The sequence below is a fragment of the Bradyrhizobium ferriligni genome, from assembly GCF_056837965.1.
Map to the genome: position 1 here is coordinate 123514 of NZ_JBXEJO010000015.1, position 7113 is coordinate 130626.

4 protein-coding genes are annotated in these 7113 nt (G+C 66.2%); all 4 read right to left on the minus strand.

Annotated features, from left to right (window positions below; genetic code table 11):
* Positions 1-178: 178 nt before the first annotated feature.
* The gene (locus tag AC1VNY_RS11560) at positions 179-3481 is read right to left on the minus strand and encodes a carboxyl transferase domain-containing protein (protein ID WP_482405236.1); all 3303 of its coding nucleotides are present in this window, start codon (positions 3479-3481) and stop codon (positions 179-181) included.
* Between the two features lie 82 nt (positions 3482-3563).
* A complete protein-coding gene (locus AC1VNY_RS11565) occupies positions 3564-4448 on the minus strand; it encodes an ABC transporter permease (RefSeq protein WP_482405237.1) in 885 nt (294 codons plus the stop codon).
* A complete protein-coding gene (locus AC1VNY_RS11570) occupies positions 4445-5401 on the minus strand; it encodes an ABC transporter permease (RefSeq protein WP_482405238.1) in 957 nt (318 codons plus the stop codon). The genes AC1VNY_RS11565 and AC1VNY_RS11570 overlap by 4 nt, the downstream gene beginning before the upstream one ends.
* A gap of 3 nt (positions 5402-5404) precedes the next feature.
* A complete protein-coding gene (locus AC1VNY_RS11575) occupies positions 5405-6952 on the minus strand; it encodes an ABC transporter substrate-binding protein (protein WP_482405239.1) in 1548 nt (515 codons plus the stop codon).
* Positions 6953-7113: the final 161 nt, after the last annotated feature.

Here is a 7113-nt window from a genome sequence, read left to right on the forward strand (position 1 = left end):
CGGTGGTTATGGGTCCCGGCCTTCGCCGGGACGACACTGAATTTGCTGCGCCACTTGTGAGCTCTCTCCGCATTCACCCGGTAGGATGGGTGGAGCGAAGCGATACCCATCATTTGCGCCGCGCATGAAGAATTGATGGTTTCGCTTCGCTCTACCCATCCTACACATTCCGCTTCAGTCACCACGCATCGATGCACGGCCGCTTGCGGTGGGTCCGCGGTTCGGGCTTCGGCACCGAGCGGAGGCCAGCCATGATCCAGTGCCGGGTGTCGGCGGGATCGATCACCTCGTCGATCTCGAGCACCGAGGCGATCGAGACCGCCTTGCCGTTGGCGTAGAGCTCGGCGACCTTGGTCTGGAAATATTTTTCGCGCTCGACCGGGTCCGCGATCGCCTCCATCTCCTTGCGGAAGCCGAGGCGGACATAGCCTTCGAGGCCCATGCCGCCGAACTCGCCGGTCGGCCACGCCACCGTGAAGAACGAGGCGTGGAAGCCACCGCCGATCATCGATTGCGCGCCAAGGCCGTAGCCCTTGCGCAGCACGACACCGAACAGCGGCACCGTGATGCTGGCGCCGGTGACGAACATCCGCGCGACATGGCGCACGATCGCGGTCTTCTCGGCCTCGGGGCCGACCATGAAGCCCGGCGTGTCGCATAGCGAGACGATCGGAATGTCGAAGGCGTCGCATAGCTGCATGAAGCGCGCGGCCTTGTCGCCGGCAGGCGCGTCGATCGCGCCGCCGAGATGCTTTGGATTGTTGGCGATCAGGCCGAACGGCTTGCCCTCGATGCGGATGAAGGCGGTGATCATGCCGACGCCGAAATCCCTGCGGATCTCCAGCACCGAGCCCTCGTCGGCAATCAGGTCGATGACGTTGCGGATATCGTAGACCCGCAGGCGATTCTCCGGAATCGCACGGCGCAGCAGCCGCTGGTCCGGCGCCTTCCAGTCCTGCACCGCGCCCTGGAAGTACGACAGATATTTCTGCGCCACCGTGGTCGCTTCGGCTTCGTCCTCGACCAGGATGTCGATCACGCCGTTCGGCGACTGGAACGAGACCGGGCCGACCTCGGCCGGATGGTAGACGCCGAGCCCGCCGCCCTCGATCATCGCCGGACCGCCCATGCCGATCGAGGCATTCCTGGTCGCGATGATGACATCGCAGACGCCGAGCATCGCGGCGTTGCCGGCGAAGCAATAGCCAGAGACCACGCCGACCACGGGCACCAGCCCGGAGAGTTTTGCGAACTGCACGAAGGACGGGCCGTCGAGGCCGGTCATGCCGAGCCGGTCGGTATCGCCGGGACGGCCGCCGCCGCCCTCGGCGTAGAACACCAGCGGCATGCGCCACTGCTCGGCGAGGCCGAGCATGCGGTCGATCTTCTTGTGGTTCATGTGCCCTTGCGTGCCGGCGAGCACGGTGTAGTCGTAGGAGATCACCATGCAGCGCGCGCCGTCGGCGCCGAAATCCTTTGCGTTGACGGTGGCGACGCCGGCGATCAGCCCGTCGGCCGGCGTGTTCTTGATGAGGTCCTCGACCTTGCGGCGGCGGCGCTGCGCCGCGATCGCCAGCGAGCCATATTCGACGAACGAGCCCTCATCGACCAGCTGCGCCATGTTCTCGCGCGCGGTGCGCTGGTTGGTCTTGCGGCGGCGCTCGACCGAGGCCGGGCGGTTCTCGTCCAGCGTGATCGCCTTGCGCGCGATCAGCTCGGCGAGATCAGGCCGGATGTGATCGAGATCGATCGCGGCCTCCTCGGCCGCGTGATGGCCGTCGACCTCGGCAGGCTCAAAGAACAGGATCGGCTCGCCATGCATCAGGGTGACGCCGATGCCGCCCGCGATCCTGGTCACCCGGCCGCCATGCGGCGCCGTGACCAGATGCTCCATCTTCATCGATTCCAGCACCGCGATCTGCTGGCCGGGACGGACCAGATCGCCCTCCGCGACCTCGATTGCGACGATGGTGCCCTGTAGCGGCGCGGGCACCGGGAGCGATCCCTCGGGCGGCGCCTCAGTGGCGACGGCCTTGGTCGCAGTCGCTTCGCTCACTTCGATCAATGGTGCGGCGAGATCCTGCGCCGCGCCGACCAGCGCCGCGACATGGGTGTCGATGAAGTTGGTGCTGATCTTGTTCCGCCCAAAGCTCTGATGCGCCAGGATCGCGCCGAGGAACGGAATGTTGGTGGCGACGCCGCCGATCCGGAATTCACGCAGGGCGCGCGATGCCTTGTGCACCACGTCGGTCCATTTTGGGCTCGGCGAATGCACGATGACTTTTGCCAGCAGCGAGTCGAACGCGGCAGAGGTCCGGTAGCCGGAATAGCCGAACGTATCGACGCGAACGCCGGGCCCGGACGGCAGGTCGAACACACTGAGCGTGCCGCCGGTCGGTTTTGTGATGCCCTTCTCGTCCATCACTTCCATGTTGACGCGAAGCTGCATCGCATAGCCGCGCGGCAGCGGCACCGCTGATTGCGCCAGCCCAAGTGAAGCGAGCGTGGCGCCGGCCGCGACCGCGAGCTGCGAACGCACGAGGTCGATGCCAAGCACTTCTTCGGTAACGGTGTGCTCGACCTGGAGCCGCGGATTGGCCTCGATGAAGGCAAACGCACCCTCGCTCTCCCCGGCTTCGTCATCGACCAGGAATTCGAAGGTGCCGAGATTGTCGTAGCGCGCGGCGGACGCGAGCTGCTTTGCCGCCTCGATGATGCGCGCGCGCATTCCCTCGCTCAGCGACGGGCTCGGCGCCACCTCGATCAGCTTCTGGTTGCGGCGCTGGATGGTGCATTCGCGCTCCCAGAGATGGCTGATGGCGCCATGGCGGTCGCCGATGATCTGCACCTCGATATGGCGGGCCTTGCGGATCAGCCGCTCGACATAGACCGCATCGCTGCCGAACGCCGCCTTGGCCTCCGACTGGCAGCGCGCATAGGCCTCGTCGAGCTTGGCGGCATCCTCGACCACGCGCATGCCGCGCCCACCGCCGCCGGCGATCGCCTTGATCATCACGGCGGCGCCGGCGCCGAGCGCGGCGAAGAACGCCTTTGCCTCGTCCAGACTGGTCGCGCCCGAAGTGCCGGCAATGATCGGGACGCCGCATTTTTTCGCCAGCGCCTTTGCCTTGGCCTTGTCGCCGAACAGATCGAGCGCCTCCGGCGACGGGCCGACGAAGGTGATCCTCTCCTCGGCACAGCGCCGCGCGAGTTGCGTGTTCTCGCTGAGGAAGCCGTAGCCCGGATGCAGCGCATCGCAGCCTGCGGCCTTGGCCGCCGCGATGACGGCCTCGATGTCGAGATAGGCCCGCGCGCCGCGGCCTGGAATCTCGTGGCTCGCGTCGGCGGATCGGACATGCAGCGAGGCGGCATCGTCGGCGGGATAGATCGCGACGGTCGCGATGCCGCCGTCGGCAGCGGCACGGGCAATGCGGATCGCGATCTCACCGCGGTTGGCAATCAGCAATTTCTTGAACGACATGATCAATTCCGTGAGTTTGCTACCTCTCCCCGCAAGCGGGGCGAGGTGAAGAAATCGTGCGCGAGCGGCCGACGTCTCACAGTCAACGATCCTTCATGGTCGGATCGAGCACGACACGCAAGGACTCCCCGAGCGCATTGAACGCCAGGGAGACGACGAGAATGGCAAGGCCCGGCGCATACATCTGCTCCGGCGCGATTTCCATGTATTGATAGGCGCGCGCCAGCATGGCGCCCCAGCTCGGGTCCGGTGGCTGGATGCCGAGGCCGAGGAACGACAGGCTGGCCTCGGCCAGCAGCGCGGCGGCGAGCAAGAGCGTCACCTGCACGATGACCGGCTGCAGCGTGTTCGGCAGCACGTGGCGCCACAGCACATGCCAGGTCGGCGCGCCGAATCCCCTGGAGGCATCGACATAGAGCTCCTGCCGCACGATCAGCGTGCGGGCGCGGACAATGCGGGCCAGCGCCGGGAACATCGTGATGCCGACCGCGATCATGCCGTTGGTCAGCCCGATGCCGAGCGCGCCGGTGACGGCGATCGCCAGCACGATGGCGGGGAACGACAGGAAGGTGTCGATGATGCGGCTGATGATGTCGTCGATCCAGCTGCCGAAATAGCCGGCGATCAGGCCGACCGGCAGCCCGATCAGAACCGCGACGCCGACCGCAAGCAGGCTGGCATAGACGGTGGCCGGCGCGCCGTAGATCAGGCGGGAGAAGATGTCGCGGCCGAGGTCGTCGGTGCCGAGCAGATGGGCCGGCCCCGGCGGCGCCAGCATGTTGTTGACGTCCTGTGCGGTCGGCGCATAGGGCGCGATCCAGGGCGCACCGATTGCGACGACGACGAGCACCACGAGCACCAGGATCGACAGCGCCGCGCGGAGATCGCCGGCGAGCCAGCGCGCAAATCGGCGCAGCCGCGTCGGCCTCGCCGGTGCCTTCAGGGGAGCAAGCGCCACCTCGGTCATTGCTCGATCCTCGGATCGACCGCAGCACACAGCAAATCGGCGATCAAATTCACCGCGATGACAACCACCACCATGGTGAAGACGACGCCCTGCACGATCGGGAAATCGCGCTGGATCGCGCCGCGCACGATCAGGCTGCCCAGGCCGGGAATCGCGAACACCGCCTCGATCACCACCGTCGCCGCCAGCATGCGGTTGACCAACAGGCTGATGATGGTGAGCAGATTGACGCCGACATTCTTCAGGCCGTGCTGCCAGAGGATGCGGGACATCGACAGCCCCTTGGCATGCAGGGTGCGGACATATTGCGACGACAGCACCTCCAGCAGCGCGCCGCGCAGCTGGCGCGCGACCTCGGCCATGCCGTAAGCCGCGATCGCGATGCCCGGCAGCAGCGCATGCCTGATCGCATCGACCGGCGAGGCGCTGAAGGATTTAGCGCCGGTCGCCGGCAGCCAGTTCAGCTTCAATGAGAATTCCGCCACCAGGATCATCGCGAGCCAAAAGCCGGGCACCGCGACGCCGAGCGACGCCAGCATGCTGATCAGCTTGTCGATCCAGCCGTTCGGCTTGATCGCGGCCATCACGCCCATCGGGATGCCGGTGACCAGCGCCAGCACCAGCGCGATCACGACGATCAGGAGCGTGTTCGGAAACGCGCGGCTGATCGAGTCCGCGACCTTCTCGCCGGTGAGTAGCGATTGCGAGAGATCGCCCTGCGCGACATTGCCGAGCCAGGCCCCGTATTGCACCAGGAACGGGCGGTCGAGGCCGTAGATCCTCCTGATCTCGGTGATCCGCGCGTCGGTCGCGTTGTCGCCCGCCAGCGTCACGGCGATGTCGCCGGGCACCAGCTTGAGCAGCGCGAACACCATGAAGGTCGCGAGCAGGATCACGGGCAGCGCCTGCACGAGGCGGCTGCCGACGACCTTGACTGGTGACCGTCGCGCCATGGTTCAGCCTTCCAACCAAACGTCGTCGTATTTCGGCTTGCCGAGCAGGTTCGGCCGATAGCCCTGCACCTTCTTGTTCATGGCGACCAGCTCGAACTGGAACGCCAGCGGCGCGACGAAGGCGTTCTCCATCACCAGCCGCTGCACGGTGGAGAAGGCCTTGCGCCTGACCTCGATATCCTCAGATGCACGCGATTCCTTGATCGCGGCCTCGAGCTCGGCCGGCACCGGCGCGCGGCCGGCATTGTAGTAGGCGTCCTTGGTGAACATCAGCGAGTAAGTCAGGCTCGGGTCGGGCCGCCCGGTCCAGGCCGAGAGCAGGCCGGCGCCCTTCTTCTCCGCGCCGAAGAAGGCGGCGGAAGCTTCCGCGATCGGGGCGTTGACGAAGCGCACGCCGATGCCGGCCTTGCGCAGCTGCTCGATCAGGATCTCCTGACGCTGCACCGAATCCTGGTCCGGATAGCCGCCGAGCTCGATCTGGGTACCCTCCTTGAAGCCGGCCTCGGCGAGCAGCTTGCGCGCTCGGTCGGGATCATAGGGATAGAGTTTTGCGACCTCCGCGTCGTATGCCCAATGCGCCTTCGGCAGGTTCATGTAGGCGGGCTCCGCAAGACCTGCGAGCGCGGCCTTGACGAAGGACTCGCGATCGATCGCGAAGTTGAGCGCCTGGCGGACCTTGAGATTGTCGAACGGCGGCTTGGCCCAGTTCAGGAAGATCTGAAGCACGTAGAGCGTCGGGCCATGCACCACCTTGACGCTCGAGGCGCGCTCGATGATCACCTTCTGCCGCGGCGGCAGCTGGTAGATCAGATCGTTCTGCCCGGCCGTGACCGAGCGGGCGCCGGTGGTGAGCTCGGGAATGATCGAGATCTCGATGGCGTCGGGAAGCGGCCGCTCCGGCTTCCAGTATTTCTCGTTGCGCTTGACCACGATCTTCTCGCCGTCGGCCCAGCTGACGAACGAATAGGCGCCGGCGCCGACCGGCTTGCGCGTCACGACGCCGCCCTCGGCCGCCTTCAGCGCCGTCGGCGACACCATCATGCCGGCGCGATCGGAGAGAATGCCGGGCAGCGCGGTATCGGGTGTCTTCAGCTTCAACGTCACCTGCTGCGGGCCAGTGACCTCGACCGAGGCGACCGAGAGCAGATCGGCCTTGATGTTCGACTTCGCATCGCTGCGGTTGCGCTCGAGATTGAACTTGACGGCTTCCGCATCGAGCGGCGTGCCGTCATGGAAGGTGACGCCGGCGCGAATGTTGAGCACCAGCGTGGTGGGATCGGTGAACTTCCAGCTTTCGGCAAGGCCGGGCCTCGGCTTCAGCGTGTCGAATTCCCATTCGGTCAGCGTGTCGTACATCGTGAACAGGAAGGCGTGGTCGGAGCCGGCGCCGCCGGTCGCGGGATCGAGGCTCGACGGATTGGCCGGCGCCGAGATACGCAAGGTGCCGCCCTTCTTCGGCGCGCCTTCCGCAAACGCACGGCCGCTGAGCGTGGTGCTGGCCAATGCGCCCGAGATCAGCGCCATGGCCTCGCGTCGTGTCGTCATTGTCATGGCAGGTCCTCCATTATCCCAGGGCGTCAATTTGAATCGGCTTAGCGGCAGACTGGCTGCACCTCTCCCGCTTGCGGGGGAGGTCGGATCGCATCATAGATGCGATCCGGGTGGGGGCTCTCTCCACGATGTAACTCGTGGAGAGAGCCCCCACCCCAGCC

Coding starts and splice junctions, on each gene's coding strand:
- AC1VNY_RS11560 (WP_482405236.1), bottom strand. CDS start 3,481: ATGTCGTTCAAGAAATTGCTGATTGCCAACCGCGGTGAGATCGCGATC.
- AC1VNY_RS11565 (WP_482405237.1), bottom strand. CDS start 4,448: ATGACCGAGGTGGCGCTTGCTCCCCTGAAGGCACCGGCGAGGCCGACG.
- AC1VNY_RS11570 (WP_482405238.1), bottom strand. CDS start 5,401: ATGGCGCGACGGTCACCAGTCAAGGTCGTCGGCAGCCGCCTCGTGCAG.
- AC1VNY_RS11575 (WP_482405239.1), bottom strand. CDS start 6,952: ATGACAATGACGACACGACGCGAGGCCATGGCGCTGATCTCGGGCGCA.